Raw genomic sequence first — 19,590 nt, 5'->3', positions numbered from 1 at the left:
CTGTATTTCATCAAACGCGGCTGACATTCACGCGGCATACGCTTCCAGGCCAAGCGCCATGACCGTGGCCACTTCCGTGCCGACCGCCGTGCGCAGTTCGGCCTGTGCCTGCACCACCGCTTGCCGGTATGCCTGCAGCCAGCTCAGGCCCACGGGGGTAAACACAATGCTACGCGCCCGGGCATCGTGCGCGTCCGGTACGCGCAAGACCAGGCCCCAGGCTTCGCATTGATCCACCAGCTTGCCCATGGCCTGCTTCGTCATGCCGGCGCGCTGCGCCAGCTCGGTCAGGCGGGCGCCGCCCTGCGCCAGGTGCCGCGTGATGTGGATGTGGGAGGCGCTCAAACGCCCGCGCGCTGCCAGGTTCGACAGCGCCAGCGGCACGTCGTCATTCCGCGCCATCAGCGCCAGCACGCGGGCATCAAACTTTTGCAGCGCCTGGCCCAGCCAATGACCTACATGCGCCTGGCGCCAGGCGTCGGGCAGGCCCGCTTGCGCTGCGGGCGTCGCCTCCCGCGGCTGCGGGGCGAGGGCGCCAGACCGGGCCAAGTCGGGTCGTTCAAACATAGCCTAGATAGTAAGCCAAATTGACTAAAAAATGTATTTACAGATTTGAACAACAGCCGCTAAACTACTGTTCAAGCATCCAGCCTGTCATTAAAGCCAGAGGATGCGGCAGATTTACGCAGATTCAACCGGTTCTTATTTCAAGGAGATTTTCATGGATGCACCCGTCGTCGCCCTCAAGGCCCCCACACCCGCTCCCACCCCGATCAACAGCGAAAAAGCCAAAGCCCTGCAAGTGGCGCTGGCCCAGATCGAGAAGCAGTTTGGCAAGGGCACCATCATGCGCCTGGGCGAGGGTGAGGTGATCGAAGACATCCAGGTGGTATCGACCGGCTCCTTGGGGCTGGACATTGCCTTGGGTGTTGGCGGTCTGCCGCGCGGCCGGGTGGTCGAGATCTACGGCCCGGAGTCCTCCGGCAAGACCACGCTCACGCTGCAGGTGATTGCCGAAATGCAAAAAACCGGTGGCCAGTGCGCCTTTATCGACGCCGAGCACGCGCTCGATATCCAGTACGCCCAAAACCTGGGTGTCAATCTGCAAGACCTGCTGATCAGCCAGCCCGATACCGGTGAGCAGGCGCTGGAAATCGTGGACAGTCTGGTGCGCTCGGGTGCGGTGGACCTGATCGTGGTCGACTCGGTCGCGGCGCTGACGCCCAAGGCCGAACTGGAGGGCGAAATGGGCGACTCCTTGCCCGGCCTGCAAGCCCGGCTGATGAGCCAGGCGCTGCGCAAACTCACGGCCCACATCAAGAAGACCAACTGCATGGTGATCTTCATCAACCAGATTCGCATGAAGATTGGCGTCATGTTTGGCAGCCCCGAGACCACCACCGGCGGCAATGCGCTGAAGTTCTACGCCTCGGTGCGACTCGATATCCGGCGTACCGGCACCATCAAAAAAGGCGACGTGGCGATTGGCAACGAAACCAAGGTCAAGGTCGTCAAGAACAAGGTGGCGCCGCCGTTCAAGACGGCTGAATTCGACATTTTGTTCGGCGAGGGCATCAGCCGCCAGGGCGAGATCATCGACATGGGCGTGAATGCCAACATCCTTGACAAGTCGGGCGCCTGGTATGCCTACAACGGCGAGAAAATCGGCCAGGGCCGTGACAATGCGCGCGACTTCCTGCGCGAGAACCCCGCGCTGTCGCAAGAGATCGAAAACAAGGTGCGCGCCTCGCTCGGCATTCCCTTGTTGCCAGGCGCCCCGGAGCCCGATGTCAAAGCCAAAGCGGCCAGCAAAAAGGCGGCCTAGTTCTCGTGTCATTTGTCCAACCTTCGCTCAAAGGCCGCGCCTTGCGGCTGCTCAGTGGCCGCGAGCATTCGCGCGCCGAGCTGATGCAAAAGCTGCAGCGTTTTGAAGAAGAGCCCGGCAGCTTGGCTCAGGCCCTCGATGAGCTGCAAGCCAAGGGTTTTATCAACGAGCAGCGGGTGATTGAGTCGGTGCTGTACCGACGCGCCGCCAAGCTGGGCACGGCACGCATCAAGCAAGAGCTGCAAGGCAAAGGCCTGGAGCCCCAAGCGGTCAGCGCCGCGCTGGCCGGCCTGCAGGCCTCGGAACACGAGCGGGCGCGGGCGGTCTGGCAGAAAAAATTTGGCACGGCGGCGGTGGACGGCGCCGACGCGGCGCGCCAGATGCGGTTTCTGGCGGCACGGGGGTTTAACGCTGAAGTGATCCGGCGTGTGGTCGCCGGGCGGCAGGACGACGGAACCGGCTGTTGACTTGTTTTGTAAGCCAAATCAAGCTCTAGCCCACGTTAAATAAGCGTAGTTAGCTATCAATATCATAGCTAATTTGGTAAGCTACAGCCCCAGCATCAACTGCAAGTTCTGCACCGCAGCGCCGCTGGCGCCTTTGCCCAGGTTGTCCAGGCGCGCCACCAGCACGGCGTGGTGAAAGTCATCGTGCACTTGCCTGTTGGCGAACACGCGCAGTTCCATCCGGTTGGTGTCTACCAGTGCCAGTGGATCGAGCTTGTTGTCCGGGGTGGCGGGCAGCACGCTGACCCACTCGCTGCCCGCGTAATGCTGCGTCAGCGCGTCCTGCAAGTCCTGCGCGCTCACGTGCCCCGGCAAGAGATCCAGATGCAGCGGCACTTGCACCAGCATGCCCTGCCTGAAATTGCCCACTGAGGGGATGAACAAGGGGCGCCGTAGCAGGCCGGTGTATTTCATGATCTCGGGAATGTGCTTGTGTTTCAAGCCCAGGGCGTACAGCTCAAACGCGGGCGCCGAGCCATTTTCATAGGCCTCGATCATCGGGCGGCCACCGCCCGAGTAGCCGCTGACGGCGGGCAGGGTGATGGGGAAATCTTTGGGGATCAGGCCCGCATCAATGAGCGGGCGCAGCAGTGCGATGGCCCCGGTGGCGTAGCAGCCCGGATTGGCGACCCGGCGTGCCTGGGACACCGCCTCCCGCTGCCCGGCAACGAGTTCCGGAAAACCAAACACCCAGCCCGGCGCCGTGCGGTGCGCGGTGGAGGCGTCAATGATCTTGGGGCCGATCTGGCCGGTGGCACGCGCCATGTCGTCGATCATGGCGACCGATTCAATCGCGGCTTCGTCGTGCAGACAAAGCACCACCAGGTCAACCTGTGCCATCAGGGCGCGCTTGGCGGCCGCATCCTTGCGCTGTTCAGGCGCAATACTGATCAGCTCGATGCCTGGCAAGGTTTGCAGGCGCTCACGGATTTGCAGACCGGTGGTACCGGCCTCGCCGTCAATAAAAATCTTGTGCATGGTTCATCTCGGTCGGGAGGTGCTGGCTGGTCCTGTCAGCTGGCCTCAAGTTTGGTGCATTGCAGCATGATACAGTTGGAGGCTGCTTTGTCCAGTGCCTGCCGCAGAGTCCTCAAACTCTGCCGCCGGATGAAAAACTACCTGTTCCTGAGAGAGCCTTCATGAAAATTCACGAGTACCAAGGCAAGGAAATCTTGCGTCAAGCTGGTGTACCGGTGCCGCGCGGCATTCCGGCCTTCACCGTTCAAGAAGCGGTGGAAGCCGCTCAAAAACTCGGCGGCCCGGTCTGGGTGGTCAAGGCCCAGATCCACGCCGGTGGCCGCGGCAAGGGTGGCGGCGTGAAGTTGGCACGCTCGATCGACGAGGTCAAAAAGCTCGCCGGTGAAATCCTGGGCATGCAGTTGGTCACGCACCAAACCGGCCCCGAAGGGCAAAAAGTTCGTCGCCTGCTGATTGAAGACGGCGCTGACATTCAAAAAGAATACTACGTGTCCGCCGTGACCGATCGTGCCAGCCAGCGCGTGGCCATGATCGTCTCCAGCGAGGGCGGCATGTCGATTGAAGACGTGGCGCACGACACGCCCGAGAAAATCATCACCGAGATCGTGGACCCCGCCACCGGCCTGACCGTTGCGCAAGCCACCAAACTGGCCAATGCCATCGGCGTGCCTGCTGGCTCGACCGCGCAAGCCGTGGACGTGCTGCAAAAGGTTTACAAGGTCTACATGGACACCGATGCCTCGCTGGTTGAAATCAACCCGATGATTCTGGAAGGCAATGGCAATATCAAGGCCATCGACGCCAAGTTCAACTTTGACGACAACGCGCTGTTCCGCCATCCCGAGATCGTGGCCTACCGCGATCTCGACGAAGAAGACCCGGCCGAAGTGGAAGCCAGCAAGTTTGACCTGGCCTACATCAGCCTGGACGGCAACATCGGCTGCCTGGTCAATGGCGCTGGTCTGGCGATGGCGACCATGGACACCATCAAGTTGTTTGGCGCCTCGCCGGCAAACTTCCTGGACGTGGGTGGCGGCGCCACCCCCGAGAAGGTGACCGAAGCCTTCAAGATCATGCTGAAGAACCCCAACGTCAAGGTGATTCTGGTCAACATCTTTGGCGGCATCATGAAATGCGACACCATTGCGGCCGGCGTCATTGCGGCTTGCAAGGCCGTGAACCTGAATGTGCCGCTGGTGGTGCGCATGAAGGGCACTAACGAAGAGCTGGGCAAAAAACTGCTGGCCGAATCCGGCCTGCCCATCATCAGCGCCGATACCATGGCCGATGCAGCGCAAAAAGCGGTGGCTGCCGTTAAAGCAGCCTGAGACTGACTAGGAACAAATCATGTCCATCCTCATCAATAAAGACACCAAAGTCATCACCCAAGGCATCACCGGCAAGACCGGTCAGTTTCACACCGAAAAGTGCCAGGAATATGCCAACGGCAAGAACTGTTTCGTCGCCGGGGTGAACCCCAAAAAGGCGGGCGAGAAGATTTTTGACATCCCGATTTTTGCCTCCGTCAAGGAAGCCGCCAGCCAGACTGGCGCGACCGTGTCGGTTATTTACGTGCCACCGGCCGGCGCAGCCGCTGCGATCTGGGAGGCCGTGGAGGCCGACCTGGACTTGGCGATCTGCATCACCGAGGGCATCCCGATCCGGGACATGCTCGAAGTGCGCAACAAAATGCGCGCCAAGGTGGCGGCCGGTGGCAAGGAAACCCTGCTGCTCGGCCCCAACTGCCCGGGCCTGATCACGCCCGACGAGATCAAGATCGGCATCATGCCCGCGCACATTCACCGCAAGGGCCGTATTGGGGTGGTTAGCCGCTCCGGCACGCTCACCTATGAAGCGGTGGCGCAGCTGACTGAAATTGGGCTCGGTCAGTCCAGTGCCGTCGGCATTGGCGGCGACCCGATCAATGGCCTCAAGCACATCGACATCATGCGCCTGTTCAACGACGACCCCGATACCGACGCGGTCATCATGATTGGCGAAATCGGCGGCCCGGACGAAGCCGACGCAGCACGCTGGTGCAAAGCCAATATGAAGAAACCGATTGTTGGCTTTATTGCCGGTGTCACCGCCCCTGCGGGCAAACGCATGGGTCACGCCGGCGCCTTGATTTCGGGTGGTGGCGACACGGCCGAAGCCAAGCTGGCGGTGATGGAGGAGTGTGGTTTCAAGATCACGCGCAATCCGTCCGAACTGGCCAAGCTGCTCAAAGCCATGCTGTAAAGGCGAGTCGCCTTTATCGGTGCGCCCCAACGGCAGCACTCAACCCACCTAGCCGGATTGCCCCAGGGACAATTCGGCTTTGTTGTTTATAAGCCTCAGGCATTCATAGAGACCCAGCACCGTGGAAGAATTTCTCACCGCTCACTTTTGGTTCGCTGTCGGTCAGATCATCATGATCGATATTTTGCTCGGTGGTGACAATGCCGTGGTGATCGCCCTGGCTTGCCGCCAGCTGCCGGTGCACCAGCGCCTGAAGGGCATTTTGTGGGGGACGGCGGGGGCGATTGTGCTGCGTGTCATCCTGATCGCCTTCGCCTTGACTTTGCTGCAGGTGCCATTTTTGAAGCTGGTCGGTGCCGCCTTGTTGTTGTGGATCGGCGTCAAGTTGCTGCTGCCGCAGGACGAAAACGGGCACAACAGTATTCAGGCCAGTGACCAGCTGTGGGCGGCGGTCAAGACCGTGATCATTGCCGATCTGGTGATGAGCATCGACAACGTCATCGCCATCGCCGGTGCGGCCACAGGCGCTGGCAGCCAGCACCAGTTGCCGCTGGTGATTTTTGGTTTGCTGGTCAGCGTTCCGATCATTATTTGGGGCAGTCAACTGGTGCTCAAACTGATGGACCGCTTCCCGGTGATCATCACGGTCGGTGGTATGTTGCTGGGGTGGATTGCCGGCACCATGGCGCACAGTGATCCCGCCGTGCAAAACTATTTACCCCAGTCCATGGTGTGGCACTATGGCTTCGGCTTGGTGGGCGCGCTGGGCGTGCTGGCGATGGGCGCGGCACTCAAGAAACGCCGGCTACCACCCACCTGAGTCGATGCCAAGGCGCACGCAGGGTTGTGGCTGCCCGTGGCTTGTTCGGCATTTTTTTGCACAAAGCTGCGAAATTTCTTCAAGATGCCTCTTGTTGACGGTGGTTCCATCTGCTACTGTAGCCTTGCGCTGGATCTTTGCGTTTGACATCTTGCGGGCTGGTGCGCCGCTGATCGGTTTCAGCTACACAAAGGGTTAAAGGTGCCGGGTGGCGAAATCTTCTTTATCTGAATCGGGTTCTTTCTGGCGCACCGACGGGTTTGTGGGTGTCTTGGTTGTGCTCATTGTGGTGCTGCTGTACCTGGGCAGCGACTTTATTGGCACCTTGGAACGGCGGTTTTATGACGTCGCCAGCACCAACACCAGCAGCTCGCGCCATCCGTCCGACCGGATCGCCGTCATCGCCATTGATGATCGGAGTATTGCCAACATCGGTCGCTGGCCCTGGCCACGTGGTATTCATGCCCAGTTGATTGACAAGTTGGCGACCGCCAAATCCAAGGTCGTGGTTTATGCCGTGTTCTTTTTTGAACCCCAGGTTGACCGGGGTCTGAGCTACATTCGCAAAATGAAAGAGGTGCTGGGCGCCGACGCCGATCCAGCCGGCACCCCCTCCGCTCGGAGTGAACAGCTGGCGCGGGTGATGACCGAAGCCGAGACAGCACTCGACACCGATGGTCAACTGGCGGCGAGTCTCAAAAGCGCCGGCAACGTCATCCTGGCTTCGTCTTTCACCTTGGGCGAACCCCAAGGCAACGCCGACCAGCCCCTGCCCGCGTTTGCGCTCAAGAGTGCGCTCGATGAAAACAGCGCTTTCTCGCTGCCAGCGCTCAGAGGGCAGCAGCCCATCGAGCGCCTGGGGGCGGCCGCAGCCGGTATCGGTCACCTGAACCAGACGCAGGACGTGGACGGCGCCGTTCGATTTGAGCCCCTGCTGGTCAATTACGACGGCAAGGCGGTGCCCTCGGTGGCGCTACTGGCCGCCACCCAAAGTCTTAACCTGAGCACCGCTGATATCGCGCTCCATGAGGGTGAATCAGTGCAAATCGGCCAACTGCGCGTAAAAACCGATGCGGCGGCGCGCATGTTGCCCCAGTTCTATCAAGCGCGTGACGGCAAACCGGCCTTTAGCGTGGATTCTTTTGACGATGTGCTCAGCGGCAAAATCCTTGCCTCCAAATATGCAGACAAGATTGTCATCATTGGGGTCACGGCAACGGGCGTGGGTACCCAGTTCCCTGTGCCTGGCAACCCGGCCTTGTCGCCCGCAGAAGCGATTGCGCATGTGACGTCGAGCATCTTGGGCGAGCACTTTATTGTTCAGCCAGGCTGGGGTGCCGGGGCCAGGCTGGCGCTGTTGCTCCTGGCCAGCGCCTATCTCATTGCCGCCTTGCCACGCTTGCCGGCGGGTCGGGCAGCCGTGATCACCCTGCTGTTATTGACGGTTTTACTGGGCACCGAGTTTGGCCTGTTGTCGGGCGCGGCGCTGTGGCTGAAGCTGGTGTTTCCGGCGACGCTGCTGCTGATCGGGCATCTGGCCCTGACGACCAAGCGATTCTTGATGCCGCAGGCCGACAAGTCCAAGCCGGATGAAGAGTCGGCTGAAACCAAGCGCATGATGGGCTTGGCGCTGCAGGGGCAGGGCCAGCTCGACATGGCCTTTGACCGGTTCCGCCGCGTGCCCATGACAGAGGCGGTGATGGGTGATTTGTGCCGCCTGGCACTTGACTTCGAAGGCAAGTGCCAATCGGACAAGGCCGGGGCGGTGTATCAATACATGGCGACCTACAGCAAGGACTACAAAGATATCAAACTGAAGTTGAACCAGGCCGGGAATCCGTCAGAAGCCGTGCTGATCGGTGGCAGCATTTCCCGTCCGGGGGGCGCCCTGCGGTTCGACGCTGGCGCGATTGAGAAGCCCATGCTGGGGCGTTACCAAGTGGAAAAAGAACTTGGCAAAGGCGCGATGGGTGTGGTGTATTTGGGTAGAGACCCGAAAATTGGCCGGGTGGTGGCGATCAAGACCCTGGCGCTGAGTAAGGAATTTGAAGGTGATGAACTGGTGGATGCGAGGGAACGCTTTTTCCGCGAAGCCGAAACGGCCGGGCGTTTACAGCACCAGAATATCGTGACGATTTTTGACGCTGGCGAGGAGCACGATCTGGCCTATATTGCCATGGAGTTCCTCAAGGGCAAGGACTTGGCCGACTACTGCCAGGGGGGTCGTTTGCTGGCAGTACCCACCGTGCTTTCCATCGTGGTGCGGGTGGCGCAGGCGCTGGACTATGCCCACCACCAGCATGTGGTGCACCGCGACATCAAGCCGGCCAACATCATGTACGAGCTCGAGAGCGACACCTTGAAGGTGACTGACTTTGGAATTGCGCGCATCACCGATTCGAGCAAAACCAGGACCGGCCTGGTGTGGGGTACTCCCAGTTTCATGTCGCCCGAGCAACTCGCCGGTAAAAAAGTGGATGGTCGATCGGATCTCTATTCGCTCGGTGTCATGCTGTTCCAGCTGTTGACAGGCGTGCTGCCCTTCCGTGGTGACTCCATGGCCGAGTTGATGTCCAAAATTGCGAATGATGAGGCGCGCGACATTTGCAGCATCCGCCCGGCGTTGCCAGCGGCGCTGGCGCGCGTGGTCGCGGTGTCACTGAGCAAACGCCCAGAGGCCCGCTACCAGGATGGGGCTCAGTTTGCCTTTGAGCTGCGGGCGGTATTATCGGCACTGATGGGTGACGTGGCGGCGCTTGGCGGTGCCGTACCGACGGCAGACCGGCAGGCGTCATCCGTGGCTGAAAAAACGGCGCAGTTTGTGGCAACCGTTCCTGCATCGGCGACAGAATTTGAAAAAACGGTCGTGCTCGCCAGCACAACCTCCACGTTGAAACCGCCCAGCGCCAAAGCAGGCGGCCTTGACACCTAGCCTGGTACCTCCATGAATTACACCTTCTGTACACAGACTGACCCGGGCCGGGTCCGGGAAAACAACGAAGATTCCGTGGCTTTTGATGCAGCCACAAACCTGGGTGTTTTGGCGGATGGCATGGGAGGTTACAACGCTGGTGAGATTGCCAGTGGCATGGCGACCGCCTATATCAAGTCCGAATTGGCGCGCTGGTTATCCGAGGCCAGCCCGCAGGCCAACGCCGGGGAAGTCAGGCGCGCCATTGAGATTTGTGTCGACAATGCCAACCGCTCCATTTTTGCTGCCTCCTGCTCCAACCGGCATTATGCGGGTATGGGAACCACCCTGGTGGTCGGCGTTTTTCTGGACAACCGCTTGTTGTTAGGGCATGTCGGAGATTCCCGCTGTTATCGCTGGCGTGGCAACACCCTGCTGCAGATCACCAAGGACCATTCGCTGCTGCAGGAGCAAATTGACGCCGGATTGTTAACGCCCGAGCAGGCGGCGACAGCGCCCAACAAAAACCTGGTCACCCGGGCACTGGGCGTGGACAATGTGGTTTCACTGGAACTCAACGAGCATCGCGTCGAGCCTGGTGATATTTATTTGATGTGTTCCGATGGACTTTCTGACATGATGCCAGACGCCGCGATTGCGGAAGTCCTGCAACATGGCATATCACTGCTGCCAATGGTGCAAGAGCTGGTAACCTTGGCCAACCAGAATGGCGGACGCGATAACATCACGGTATTGTTGATTCAAGCTTCAGCCAGCCCGGACAAGCGCGGATTGATGGCCAGATTGCTTGGTAAATAGCTAGCGCATGAGAAACCCAATAATCAATTTCAGGAACAGGAGTCGGTCATGCCGAAAATGATCGTATCGATCGACGGTGTTGTCATCAAGGAAGTCCAATTGACAAAGGACCGCACGACGCTGGGCCGGCGGCCGTACAACGACATCGTGATCGACAACCTGGCAGTCAGCGGCGAGCATGCGGTGGTGCAAATGACGGGTGGACAGGTTTATCTGGAAGACCTGAACAGCACCAATGGCACCTACGTGAACGGCAAGGCGATCAAGAAGCAGTTGCTCCAGGATGGTGACTCGGTCGAAGTCGGCAAATACAAGATCAAATTTGTCAGCGATGTGCTCGGCGAGAGTTATGAAAAGACCATGATGGTCAAAGCGGGTGCCAGCGGGTTGGCGCCATCCGCTGCACCGACGTCGTTGACGCCGCCCGCGAGCGCTGGTTTCGCGGCGCAAGCGAGTGCCGAGCCGCCGGGCGCCGCAATCAAGGTCTTGTCAGGGGCTGCGGCCGGCCGTGAAGTGCCCTTGACCAAAGTAGTCACCACGATCGGCAAGCCGGGTGTCGCCGTTGCCGCGATCACCCGACGCCAGCGTGGTTTTGTCGTGCATCACGTTGAAGGGGCGGGCAACCCGACCCTCAACGGGGCGCCCGTCGGGGCAGAGCAGGTGGCCTTGAAAAATGGCGATCTGATTGAGCTGGCCGGGACCCAAATGCAGTTTGTTCAGGCTTGAGCTGGCCGATGACAGGCCAGGCTTGCGGTCCGGCCTGACGGGTCAAGATCACGTACAGCGAGGCGTTATGGGATATTTTTCAAAGCATTCGGCATGAAAGTACGTGTACTGGGCTGTTCAGGCGCGATCTCAAAGGATTGTCGAACCACGTCATTCCTGATCGATGGGGACGTGTTGATTGACGCCGGCACCGGGGTCGGTGACCTCACGCCGGATGAAATGAGCGGCATTGAGCACGTCTTGCTCACGCACTCGCACCTGGACCACGTGCTTGCCCTGCCCTTGATGGTGGACGCGATTGCCGCCCGGCGCACGACGCCAGTGCAGATTCATGCACTCGCTGGCACCATCGCCGCCTTGGAAAAACATATTTTTAATGATGTCATCTGGCCCGATTTCGCTCGCCTTCCAACGCCAGAGGCGCCCTTTGTCAGTTTTCATGAAATCCAGGTGGGCCAGACCCTGCAATTCGGGCGCAAGCTGGTGGAGGTTTTGCCTGCGGTGCACACCGTCCCCGCTGTGGGTTTTGCCGTTACCGCAGGAAACGGCTGCTGGGTGTTCACCGGTGACACCGAACGCAACCCGGCATTCTGGGACCGGCTCAACCAACTCAATGTGGCGATGCTGGTGATCGAAACCGCCTTCAGCAACCGCGAAAAAGACTTGGCACAACGCAGCCTGCACCTGTCACCCCACGTACTGGCCGACGAACTGGACTGCATCGCGCCCGGCGCTGCTTATCCTATTTACATCACCCACACCAAGCCCGCGGAAACCGAGTTGATCATGGCCGAGATTCAGCGTTTTGATCAGACCTTGGCCAATGGACCCCATGTGACGCACGATATTCGCTGGTTGCGCGCCGGGCAGGAGTTTGAGTTATGAGCGCCGTGATTAAACCGGTCAGTGGCGAGAGAAATTCCGAGCAGGTTTTTTTTGAATCACAAAAGCTGCCCAGCGAGAAACGGGGCATGCTGTTTGAAGCCCTGTTTTACAAGCAGTTGCAACAGGTTACCACCCGGATCCACGAAACCGAGAATCTGGAGCAGATCATGCTGGAGGCGAGCCAGGATATCTGCAAACTGTTCAATGCCGACCGTCTGACTCTTTATGCCGTCAATGAGGACCAGAGTGCCATTGTCTCCAAGGTCAAGACCGGGCTCAACAGCAGCCGGGACCTCAAGTTGCCGATCACGCCCCAAAGTATTGCCGGTTACGTTGCCTTTAGCCGACGACTGCTCAACCTGCCCGACGTCTATGACGACGACGCGCTCAAGCAAATACACCCGGCCCTGACCTTTCTCAAGGAAGTGGACAAACGATCGGGCTACCGAACGCGGCAGATGCTGGTGGCCCCTATTCTTGAAGGCAAGACGCTTTATGGCGTGCTGCAGGTCATCAACAACAAAAACGATCAGCCCTTTGGAGAGCTTGAAGTGGAAGGCGTGTCGCAACTGTGCAAAACACTGGGCACCGCCATTCGGCAACGGATCCAGAAGGCGGAAGCGAGCGCGCGGCGCATGGCCACCAAATACGATGGTTTGGTCGCCGACGGTGTGATGTCGGCGCAGGAGCTTGAGCATTGCCTGCAGCAGGCGCGCGTCGAGGGCAAGTCGGTGGAGCAGGTCTTGATCACGCAGTACCAGGTCCGGCCAGCCCAGATTGGCCCCTCACTGGCCAAGTTTTTTGGCGTGCCCTATGAGCCCTTCAGTGCGGGGCGCATCCGCTCGGAGATGCTGCATGGTCCGCTCAAGCGCGAGTTCATTGAACAGCAGGGGTGGATACCGCTGGAGGAGTCGCCCGATGGCCTGGTCATCATGTGTGTGGACCCCGAGGCGGCGCTCAGCTCGCGCGTGGTGCCGCAGGTATTTCCCCGCATCATCAGATTCTCCTACCGGGTCACAACGCAAACCGAATTTGCCGATACTTTGGGTCAGATCTTCGGTCTGGAAGCGGCGGGCGGGTCGATCGACGAGTTGCTGGCTGACATGGACGGCGGGGCCATTGACGACGGCAGCAATGACGACTCGCTGGAGTCGGCGGCGGCTGACAACGAACTCGTGAAGTTCGTCAACAAGGTCATCATTGACGCCTACAAGCAGGGTGTGTCCGATATTCACATTGAGCCGATGCCGGGCAAGCTTAAAACCGGCATCCGATTCCGCATCGATGGCACGCTGCAGCCGTATATCGAGGTTCCGGCCCATTTTCGCCAGGCCATGGTGACCCGTTTGAAGATCATGTGCGACCTCGACATTTCAGAGCGCCGCCGGCCCCAGGACGGCAAGATCAAGTTTAAAAAATACGGTCCGCTCGACATTGAACTGCGGGTGGCCACCATACCGTCCGCTGGCGGGGTGGAAGACGTGGTGATGCGGATTCTGGCCGCCGGGGAGCCGATCCCCATGGACAAGCTGGGCCTCACCCCGCACAACATGGAGCGCGTCATTCGCACCGTCGAGAAGCCGTACGGCTTGTTTTACGTGTGCGGCCCGACCGGCTCGGGCAAAACCACCACGCTGCACTCCATCCTCAAGCATCTCAACACGCCCGACACCAAAATCTGGACGGCCGAAGACCCGGTGGAAATCACGCAAAAAGGACTGCGCCAGGTCCAGATCAACCGCAAAGCCGGCATCGACTTTGCGCTCATCATGCGGGCCTTCTTGCGCGCCGACCCCGACATCATCATGGTCGGCGAGTCGCGCGACAAGGAAACGGTGGCGATGGGCATCGAAGCGTCGCTCACCGGCCACCTGGTGTTCTCGACCCTGCACACCAACTCGGCGCCGGAATCCATCACCCGCCTGCTGGACATGGGCATGGACCCCTTCAACTTTGCCGATGCGCTGTTGGGCATTCTGGCGCAGCGGCTGGCCAAAAAGCTGTGTGACTGCAAGGAAGCCTATGTGCCCGATGCCGAAGAGCTGCGCCTGTTTGCGGCCGAATATTCTGATGAGCTGCGGCACTCGCAAGCCTGGGCGGCCGACTATGAAGGTGAAACCGATAGATTGATCGCGAGCTGGCACCGGCAATACGATCAGGACGGCCAACTGCGGTTTTACCGCCATGTAGGCTGCGACAAGTGCCACAACACCGGCTACAAAGGCCGCATCGGCCTGCATGAGCTGCTGATCGCCGACGACGGCATCAAGAAACTGATCCAGGAGCGTGCCCGCGTCGCCGAGATTTTTGCCGCCGCGGTGGAAGGCGGCATGCGGACCTTGAAGATGGACGGCATGGAGAAAATCATGATGGGCCTGACCGACATCAAGATGGTCAGGTCGGTGTGCATCAAGTGATGCCAAGCCGAACCCCCATCACATCACATCACATCCAATAGCCGCAGCGTGGCTGCAGGCCCGCAGCTTTTGGCTGTGCCGGGTCAAAAACCCGTCTTGGCTACCGCGAATGTCGAGACGTGACCTTAGAAGCTTTCCCAGTCATCCCCACCCGCATTGGCGGTGGCGGCTCGCGGGGTTTTGTGCGCGGTCGTCACGGGAGCTGCCAGCGAGCGCGGCGCAGGACTGGGAACGATTTTTGTCTTGGCGCCACTTTCCAGTGTTCTGTCGACCGGGGTGGGGTGGGTGTTGATCGTCCGTTGCGGCGTCGTGTTGTGCGCCCTGCCGCCGACATCGTCCTGCGACAGCTTGAACACCGCGACTGTCCCGACCAGATCCTGTGCCTGTGTCTGCAGGCTCGAAGCGGCCGCCGCCATCTCTTCCACCAGCGCAGCATTCTGTTGCGTCGTCTGGTCCATCTGCGTTACAGCCTCGCCGACTTGCGCCACGCCCTGGCTTTGTTCGACGCTGGCGGCCGTGATCTCGCCCATGAGGTCGGTGACGCGGCGGATTGAACCGACCACTTCGGTCATGGTGGCGCCGGCCTGATCGACCTGCGCAGTGCCCTGCTCAACCCGCTCGACGCTGGTATTGATCAGGCTCTTGATTTCCTTGGCGGCGTTGGCCGAACGTCCCGCCAAGGACCGCACTTCACTGGCTACCACAGCGAAACCACGCCCCTGCTCGCCCGCGCGCGCCGCTTCCACCGCCGCGTTCAGAGCCAGGATGTTGGTCTGGAAGGCGATGCCATCGATCACGCTGATAATGTCCGAGATTTTGCGCGAGGCGTCATTGATACCCTTCATGGTATCCACCACCTGGCTCACCATATGACCGCCCTGGATCGCGACGGTGGAAGCACTTTGCGCCAGTTGGTTGGCCTGTTTGGCGTTGTCGGCGTTTTGCTTGACGGTGGCGCTGAGCTCTTCCATGGACGCGGCGGTTTCTTCCAGCGCGCTGGCCTGTTGCTCGGTGCGGGCCGAGAGATCCTGGTTGCCTTGCGCGATCTCGGCGCTGGCGCTGGCCACGCTCTCGGAGCCTTGGCGCACCGTGCCCACCACGCGGGTCAACGACGTTTGCATGCGTTCCACCGCTGCCAGCACACTGGCTGTGTCGCCGGTACGCAACTGCAGTCGGGCGCTCAGATCGCCATCGGCAACGCGGCTAACGGCATCGCACAGCTCGGCGGGCTCGCCGCCCAGTGAGCGTGACAGATTACGAGTAATTGCCCAGCCCACACCCGTGCCAATCAAGAGCATCAACAACGCAAGGCTGATCAATACCGTCATTGATGCTGCGGCCTCAGCTGCGGCCTCATTCGCCAGTTTTGCGGCGAGGGTTTGCTGCAGGGCCATCGAATCACCGACGGCCTTGAATAAGGTGTTTTGCAGGTTTTGCACGTCGCCCATCAGCTCGCTGCCAGCGCTCGCGTCCGCGCCGCGGCTGGCAAGCTCGGAGACTTTATCGATACCAATGTAGTAGCGAGGCCCCGTCTCCTTGATGATTTTCAAGAACTCAGTGGCCTGAGGTGAGTGAGTGGATTGTTCCAGTTGTGCCAGGAGCTTGGCGTTAGCGGCCCGACTTTCTTCAATTTTCTTCTTCTCGCCGTTACGAAGATTGTTGTCCTGCGTAATGACCATGTTGCGCACGGAGCTTGCCACGATGTTGAGGTTGTCCTTGTAGGCAGCAAACTGGAAGGTTTTGACCATCCGGTTATTGGCCACCTCATCGAGATTGCCGGCCAGCGTGCGCATTTTGAGCGCCCCAAAGATCGAAATGGCAGTGCCGATCAGGACGATCGCGCCAAAGCCGAGTGCCAGCCGGGTCGAAACTTTCATGTTGGTAAAAAGTGCCATGGGAATCCTCTGGGGTTCTTGAGATCAATGGGAAATTGAATTGAGCAGCCCCATGTTGGCGCTGCCCATTGGTTTGTCGATGTCGTGCAGGACCCGCATGCGCTCCTGCGTCAGGCTTGAACAACAGCGCGCGGACTCCCGCGGGGCGCTTCCTATCGCTTGGTTCACTGGGTGCAGCACTTGCACCCTGGGTGATTTTTTTGTTGGTGCGATGGGCGTGTTATCGGCACGACTCTTGATAATTCAAGTGTTATTCGCATGTCCTTGAGTTGCAAAACGTGCCCTTCGTATGAAGCATAAAATATTTCTGCAAAAGCCCGCGACACAGAGATGACGGTCACGGGTTCGACGGCTCACAGTCAAGGGCGCATCAGGCAGAAAGAAGGGGGGCAGGGCTTCGGACCAAAGCGTATGCGGCAATGGTTGCCGACTTCGCCAGGTCGGCGAAGTTAGAGGGCGCCAGTTGGACTGGACCCGTTTTGGGCAACCCCGCTACCACTTCGCACGAATGCGTCAGGCCGGAAGCTTTGCGACCCCGTCTTTCGATCGGGTGTGCTTTTGAACTTGGACGCATTATATGTTTGCCAGTATTGGCGTAACAGATGCGGCCATACCCAGAAATGATGAGACCATTTGCCCCTGCGGGTTTCGGCTGAATTTGTGACCCCCGTCGGGGTCGAACTGACGCTTGGCCGGCTCAATTCTGTTGCCTCCAACTCGGCATTGGTCAGGCCAGCGATAATTTCCGGATGAACAAGTCACCCGCTTTGCCCTGCTGCCGCAACTGCGAATTCACCACGCTGCCTTGCTTCCAATGCTTTAAACACCTGTGATCATGCCCACACCCCCCGAGTCGCTCATTACCTATCCGTCGCGGTTTCCCATCAAAGTCATGGGCGCCAAAGTGGACGGTCTGGTGCATGCGATCACCCTGATTGCCCGCCAGTTCGACCCCATGTTTGATGCCGCCACCGTTGAGCTGCGCGAGAGCAAGGGCGGCAAGTATTTGGGTGTGACCATCACCGTGACTGCCACCAGCCGCGAGCAACTTGACGAGCTGTACCGCACGCTTTCCACGCATCCGATGGTTAAAGTGGTGCTGTAGATGGCCATGGACCTGTTGCGGCACCGACTTGGCCGGATCGACTACCTTCCCGCCTACGAAGCGATGCAGGTTTTTACCGCTGCGCGCACGCCCGAGACGCCTGATGAACTATGGATTTGTGAGCATCCCCCGGTTTACACCCAAGGACTGGCGGGTAAGGCAGAACATGTGTTCAACCCCGGCACTATCCCGGTGGTGCAGACCAACCGGGGTGGTCAGGTCACTTACCACGGCCCTGGCCAGGTGGTGGCCTATCCGCTGCTGGACCTGAAACGCGCCGGGTACTTCATCAAGGAATATGTTTACCGGATAGAAGAAGCGGTGATCCGCACCTTGGTGGAGTTCGGCGTGACCGGGCACCGGGTGGCGGGTGCGCCAGGTATTTACGTGCGACTGGATGACCCGGGCTCGCATGCGTTGCTGCCGCAGCGGCCGATGAAGTCGGGGCTGGCCAACCCCAGTTTTGGCGGCCTGGGCAAGATCGCTGCCCTGGGGCTCAAGGTCAGCCGCAACTGCACTTACCACGGCGTGGCGTTGAACGTGGCGATGGACCTGGAGCCCTACACGCGTATCAACCCCTGCGGCTATGCGGGTTTGCAAACAGTGGACCTTTCTACAATCGGCGTTTGCGCTGGCTGGGATGAGGTCGCGGAGCTGCTGGGCGACAAGCTCACCCGCTACCTGGCGCCCTGACCCGGCCAGCAAGCCTGCTTGCCTCCTTTACCTACCCTTTTGCCACCATGAGTCACAGCCCCGACGACCTTGCCACCCCAGCCATCCCTGCGTCCGTGCGCGAGGTCCAGCCGCCAGAAGCCTACGACCCGCTGGTCAAACAAAAATCTGCCGCCAAACTGTCGCGCATCCCGATCAAGGTGGTGCCGGGCGAAATTCTGCGCAAGCCGGCGTGGATTCGCGTCAAGGCCGGCAGCCCGACCACCCGCTTTTACGAAATCAAGGACGTGCTGCGCAGCAACAAGCTGGTGACGGTGTGCGAGGAGGCCAGTTGCCCCAACATTGGCGAGTGTTTTGGCAAAGGCACCGCCACCTTCATGATCATGGGTGACAAATGCACCCGGCGTTGCCCTTTTTGCGATGTCGGCCATGGTCGCCCCGACCCGCTGGATGTGAATGAGCCTGCCAACCTGGCGACCACCATCGCCCAGCTCAAGCTCAAATACGTGGTGATCACCAGCGTCGACCGCGACGACCTGCGCGACGGCGGTGCCGGGCATTTTGTGGCCTGCATCCAGGCCATCCGCGACAAGTCGCCGCAGACCCAGATCGAGGTGCTGGTGCCCGACTTTCGCGGCCGCGACGATCGGGCGCTGGAGATCTTGAAAGCCGCACCGCCTGACGTGATGAACCACAACCTGGAAACTATCCCGCGGCTGTATAAGGAAGCGCGCCCCGGCAGTGACTACCAGTTCTCACTGAACCTGCTGAAGAAGTTCAAGGCGCTGTTCCCGGACGTGCCGACCAAAAGCGGCCTGATGGTCGGCCTGGGCGAAACCGACGAAGAAATTTTGGCCGTGATGCGTGACATGCGCGCCCACGGCATCAACATGCTGACCCTCGGCCAGTACCTCGCGCCTTCCAGCTCGCACCTGACGGTCAAGCGCTACGTGCATCCCGACACTTTCAAGATGTTCGAGGCCGAGGCCTATGCGATGGGCTTCAGCCACGCTGCGGTGGGCGCCATGGTGCGCTCAAGCTACCACGCCGACCAGCAGGCGGGCCATGCGCTGAGTCAGTTGTGAACAATCAGAAGTAAATAAGAAAATTCAATAGTTATTGAGACAATGTTCAGAAGTTAGTGAGATAAATTAGCGTGGCGGGCACTGGGAATAGCCTAAAAAACCCAAGTTCCTCCAATGAATCGCCACGGATCCCGTGCTGCGCATTGGCGATGTCTGGCGCGATGGTCAGCTTGATGTCCGCCCCGACTACCAACTGGAAGAATTCACAGATATCGTCACTCGAAGGACTGAAATTGCGGTACTCGCGCAGGAACTTGAGGTTGGCCAGCCGTGGTGAGCGAATTTCATTCTGGTCAACCGTCCTGAATTCCCAGCCTCTTTCCTCCGCATATTGGCGGGCTGCCGCGAACTTGGGCGCATACTTTTCGGTATTGCGCACCAGATCTTCGGCGGACTTTACCTCGACCAGCGAAGGCTTGCGAATCTCACCGGTTTGCGGGTCGGGGCGGTATTCAACGAACACATCGGGCACGTAACCCTTGGGGAAGCCCGGAACCGGTATTCGAACAGGCTGGACTTCAAACTTGGCTGCGGCATCATCAAAATCCAGAGTCAGCAGGTAATCCTTCTCCAACAGCGACTCGAAAGCATCCATCTCTTCGTTCTTTCGGCTGGAGTAGCCACCAGTGACGAACAGATAGTTTTTCGGGATTTTCCGAACCGCCATGCAGGATTCTTTTTGTGAAAAAACAAGTTTGCAATGCG

Annotated in this window: 17 protein-coding genes and 1 riboswitch; of the genes, 13 read left to right on the top strand and 4 right to left on the bottom strand. The window is 59.6% G+C overall.

What is annotated here, in order from left to right:
• Window positions 1–27: 27 nt before the first annotated feature.
• A complete protein-coding gene (locus RFER_RS20030; protein WP_011466210.1) occupies window positions 28–567 on the bottom strand; it encodes a MarR family winged helix-turn-helix transcriptional regulator in 540 nt (179 codons plus the stop codon).
• A gap of 154 nt (window positions 568–721) precedes the next feature.
• Here RFER_RS20030 and recA point away from each other — a divergent pair, with 154 nt between their 5' ends.
• Together recA and recX are read left to right on the top strand one after the other, a co-directional pair.
• Window positions 722–1,825 carry a recombinase RecA gene (recA, locus tag RFER_RS20025; protein ID WP_049765762.1) on the top strand — a complete coding sequence of 368 codons (1,104 nt, stop codon included), beginning with the start codon at window positions 722–724 and terminating at the stop codon, window positions 1,823–1,825.
• Between the two features lie 5 nt (window positions 1,826–1,830).
• A complete protein-coding gene (gene recX / locus RFER_RS20020) occupies window positions 1,831–2,292 on the top strand; it encodes a recombination regulator RecX (protein ID WP_011466208.1) in 462 nt (153 codons plus the stop codon).
• Between the two features lie 81 nt (window positions 2,293–2,373).
• On the opposite strand, the gene argC is transcribed toward recX, so the two are convergent.
• On the bottom strand, window positions 2,374–3,309 hold the full coding sequence (gene argC / locus RFER_RS20015; RefSeq protein WP_011466207.1) for an N-acetyl-gamma-glutamyl-phosphate reductase: 936 nt from the start codon (window positions 3,307–3,309) through the stop codon (window positions 2,374–2,376).
• Window positions 3,310–3,470: 161 nt separating this feature from the next.
• Between argC and sucC the strand changes: the two genes are divergently transcribed.
• The 8 genes from sucC to RFER_RS19975 all read left to right on the top strand — a co-directional run bounded on the left by sucC (window position 3,471) and on the right by RFER_RS19975 (window position 14,128).
• Window positions 3,471–4,637 (top strand): ADP-forming succinate--CoA ligase subunit beta, encoded by a 1,167-nt coding sequence (sucC, locus tag RFER_RS20010; protein WP_011466206.1) that lies wholly within the window; start codon window positions 3,471–3,473, stop codon window positions 4,635–4,637.
• Between the two features lie 19 nt (window positions 4,638–4,656).
• On the top strand, window positions 4,657–5,550 hold the full coding sequence (sucD, locus tag RFER_RS20005) for a succinate--CoA ligase subunit alpha (RefSeq protein ID WP_011466205.1): 894 nt from the start codon (window positions 4,657–4,659) through the stop codon (window positions 5,548–5,550).
• Between the two features lie 121 nt (window positions 5,551–5,671).
• Window positions 5,672–6,370, top strand: coding sequence for a TerC family protein (locus tag RFER_RS20000; protein ID WP_011466204.1), 699 nt, complete (start codon window positions 5,672–5,674; stop codon window positions 6,368–6,370).
• Window positions 6,371–6,578: 208 nt separating this feature from the next.
• Window positions 6,579–9,302, top strand: a complete 2,724-nt coding sequence (locus RFER_RS19995) for a CHASE2 domain-containing serine/threonine-protein kinase (protein WP_011466203.1) — start codon at window positions 6,579–6,581, stop codon at window positions 9,300–9,302.
• Between the two features lie 12 nt (window positions 9,303–9,314).
• Complete coding sequence (locus tag RFER_RS19990; protein WP_011466202.1) at window positions 9,315–10,100, top strand: Stp1/IreP family PP2C-type Ser/Thr phosphatase; 786 nt, start codon at window positions 9,315–9,317, stop codon at window positions 10,098–10,100.
• 48 nt (window positions 10,101–10,148) lie between these two features.
• A complete protein-coding gene (locus tag RFER_RS19985; protein WP_011466201.1) occupies window positions 10,149–10,826 on the top strand; it encodes an FHA domain-containing protein in 678 nt (225 codons plus the stop codon).
• 93 nt (window positions 10,827–10,919) lie between these two features.
• Window positions 10,920–11,711, top strand: coding sequence for a 3',5'-cyclic-nucleotide phosphodiesterase (locus RFER_RS19980; RefSeq protein ID WP_011466200.1), 792 nt, complete (start codon window positions 10,920–10,922; stop codon window positions 11,709–11,711).
• On the top strand, window positions 11,708–14,128 hold the full coding sequence (locus RFER_RS19975) for a GspE/PulE family protein (protein WP_011466199.1): 2,421 nt from the start codon (window positions 11,708–11,710) through the stop codon (window positions 14,126–14,128). Before RFER_RS19980 ends, RFER_RS19975 begins: the two co-directional genes overlap by 4 nt.
• A gap of 125 nt (window positions 14,129–14,253) precedes the next feature.
• On the opposite strand, the gene RFER_RS24985 is transcribed toward RFER_RS19975, so the two are convergent.
• Window positions 14,254–16,023, bottom strand: a complete 1,770-nt coding sequence (locus tag RFER_RS24985; protein WP_011466198.1) for a methyl-accepting chemotaxis protein — start codon at window positions 16,021–16,023, stop codon at window positions 14,254–14,256.
• Between the two features lie 479 nt (window positions 16,024–16,502).
• A riboswitch (cyclic di-GMP riboswitch) is annotated at window positions 16,503–16,590 on the bottom strand.
• A gap of 268 nt (window positions 16,591–16,858) precedes the next feature.
• On the opposite strand from RFER_RS24985, the gene RFER_RS19965 reads away from it, so the two are divergent.
• The 3 genes from RFER_RS19965 to lipA are packed head-to-tail and all read left to right on the top strand — an operon-like array spanning window position 16,859 to window position 18,885.
• Window positions 16,859–17,128: a YbeD family protein gene (locus RFER_RS19965; protein ID WP_011466197.1), complete on the top strand. Its 270-nt coding sequence runs from the start codon at window positions 16,859–16,861 to the stop codon at window positions 17,126–17,128.
• Window positions 17,129–17,821, top strand: a complete 693-nt coding sequence (gene lipB, locus RFER_RS19960; protein ID WP_011466196.1) for a lipoyl(octanoyl) transferase LipB — start codon at window positions 17,129–17,131, stop codon at window positions 17,819–17,821.
• A gap of 47 nt (window positions 17,822–17,868) precedes the next feature.
• Window positions 17,869–18,885: a lipoyl synthase gene (gene lipA, locus RFER_RS19955; RefSeq protein ID WP_011466195.1), complete on the top strand. Its 1,017-nt coding sequence runs from the start codon at window positions 17,869–17,871 to the stop codon at window positions 18,883–18,885.
• Window positions 18,886–18,931: 46 nt separating this feature from the next.
• Here lipA and RFER_RS19950 read toward each other — a convergent pair whose 3' ends face one another.
• Entirely contained in the window at window positions 18,932–19,552 is a 621-nt protein-coding gene (locus RFER_RS19950) for a TnsA endonuclease N-terminal domain-containing protein (protein WP_011466194.1), read from the bottom strand.
• Window positions 19,553–19,590 lie beyond the last annotated feature (38 nt).

This window comes from Rhodoferax ferrireducens T118 (assembly GCF_000013605.1).
GTDB lineage: Bacteria > Pseudomonadota > Gammaproteobacteria > Burkholderiales > Burkholderiaceae_C > Rhodoferax > Rhodoferax ferrireducens.
This window is presented reverse-complemented; position numbering and strand designations above follow the sequence as displayed.

Coding starts and splice junctions, on each gene's coding strand:
- RFER_RS20030 (WP_011466210.1), bottom strand. CDS start 567: ATGTTTGAACGACCCGACTTGGCCCGGTCTGGCGCCCTCGCCCCGCAG.
- recA (WP_049765762.1), top strand. CDS start 722: ATGGATGCACCCGTCGTCGCCCTCAAGGCCCCCACACCCGCTCCCACC.
- argC (WP_011466207.1), bottom strand. CDS start 3,309: ATGCACAAGATTTTTATTGACGGCGAGGCCGGTACCACCGGTCTGCAA.
- sucC (WP_011466206.1), top strand. CDS start 3,471: ATGAAAATTCACGAGTACCAAGGCAAGGAAATCTTGCGTCAAGCTGGT.
- sucD (WP_011466205.1), top strand. CDS start 4,657: ATGTCCATCCTCATCAATAAAGACACCAAAGTCATCACCCAAGGCATC.
- RFER_RS19990 (WP_011466202.1), top strand. CDS start 9,315: ATGAATTACACCTTCTGTACACAGACTGACCCGGGCCGGGTCCGGGAA.
- RFER_RS19985 (WP_011466201.1), top strand. CDS start 10,149: ATGCCGAAAATGATCGTATCGATCGACGGTGTTGTCATCAAGGAAGTC.
- RFER_RS19980 (WP_011466200.1), top strand. CDS start 10,920: ATGAAAGTACGTGTACTGGGCTGTTCAGGCGCGATCTCAAAGGATTGT.
- RFER_RS19975 (WP_011466199.1), top strand. CDS start 11,708: ATGAGCGCCGTGATTAAACCGGTCAGTGGCGAGAGAAATTCCGAGCAG.
- RFER_RS24985 (WP_011466198.1), bottom strand. CDS start 16,023: ATGGCACTTTTTACCAACATGAAAGTTTCGACCCGGCTGGCACTCGGC.
- RFER_RS19965 (WP_011466197.1), top strand. CDS start 16,859: ATGCCCACACCCCCCGAGTCGCTCATTACCTATCCGTCGCGGTTTCCC.
- lipB (WP_011466196.1), top strand. CDS start 17,129: ATGGCCATGGACCTGTTGCGGCACCGACTTGGCCGGATCGACTACCTT.
- lipA (WP_011466195.1), top strand. CDS start 17,869: ATGAGTCACAGCCCCGACGACCTTGCCACCCCAGCCATCCCTGCGTCC.
- RFER_RS19950 (WP_011466194.1), bottom strand. CDS start 19,552: ATGGCGGTTCGGAAAATCCCGAAAAACTATCTGTTCGTCACTGGTGGC.